The sequence below is a fragment of the Burkholderia sp. YHN3-13 genome (genome assembly GCF_055810675.1).
This window is the reverse complement of record NZ_JBVVNQ010000073.1, coordinates 1-1222: the sequence shown is the minus strand read 5'-3', so window position 1 is coordinate 1222 and position 1222 is coordinate 1. Positions and strand designations below refer to the sequence as shown.

Genomic DNA, 1222 nt, shown 5'->3' with positions numbered 1-1222 from the left:
TGTCACGGATCGCCGTTATGGAGCCAATCCGTGATCGGCGTAATGAGGCCACTTGATGATCGCCGTTATGAGGCCAGTCCGTGATCGGCGTAATGGAGCCAGTCCAGGATCGGCGTAAAGAGGCCACCTGATGGTTGGCGCGACAGCGCCAGCAGCAACCGGATGTAGGCGCGATTCGAATTTCCCAGTCGGTACGCTCGTTCTTTTTTGAACGGAGCGACCATGACCGACCGGAGGTTCGAAGTGTTTCAGTATCGTCAAATCCTTGCCCGTATGCGGCGCGGCGATTCCGACCGCGACATCGCGCGCGGGCATCTGATGGGCAGAACCAAGCTGGCGGTGGTTCGACAGGCAGCCGACGCGCACGGCTGGCTCGATCCCGCATCGCCGATGCCGCACGAGGCCGAGATCGCTACGGTCTTCAACAAGATTACGAAGCCCGTGCGTACCTGCGTCTCGACAGCGGAGCCGTTGCGCGCACAAATCCGCGACTGGATTGCCGCCGGCGTGCAAGGCACCACGATCCACGAAGCCCTGCGACGCAATCACGGCTATACGGGCAGCTACTCGGCGGTGCGGCGCATGGTGCAGCATCTGTCGGCTGAGCGCGGTATCAAGGCGACGACGATCCTCGAGTTCGCGCCGGGCGATGCCGTGCAGGTCGACTTCGGTTCGGGGCCGGTGCTCACGATCGACGGCATCGTGATCAAGACGTGGATCTTCGTGATGACGTTGTGCTGGTCGCGCCATCAGTACGCCGAGATCGTTCCAGATCAGACCGTCGAGACGTGGCTGGCCTGTCACCGACGGGCCTTCGAGTGGTTCGGTGGCGTGCCCAGCCGGGTCATCATCGACAACGCGAAGTGCGCGATCATCCGGGCCTGCCGCTACGATCCGGCTGCGCAGCGCTCCTACGCTGCGCTGGCCGAAGGGTATGGGTTCCGGATCGACGCCTGTCCGCCTCGCGATCCGCAGAAAAAGGGAATCGTTGAGGCGGGCGTCAAGTACGTCAAGAAATCGTTCGTGCCGCTGCGCGAGTTCCGTGATCGCGCCGACGCCAACCGACAACTGCGAGAGTGGGTTATGCAACAGGCCGGTACCCGCACCCACGGCACAACGCAGGAGCAACCGCTGGCGCGCTTCGCGATCGAGAAGCCACTCCTGATGACGTTGCCGGACGCGCCACCGAAGCTGTCGGTATGGGAATGCGTGAAGCTGCACC

1 protein-coding gene is annotated in these 1222 nt (G+C 63.0%); it reads left to right on the top strand.

What is annotated here, in order from left to right:
• Nucleotides 1-243 precede the first annotated feature (243 nt).
• Nucleotides 244-1222, top strand: a 979-nt coding sequence (gene istA, locus AC0KUR_RS37890; protein ID WP_473377389.1) for an IS21 family transposase, incomplete at its 3' end; no start/stop codon positions are given.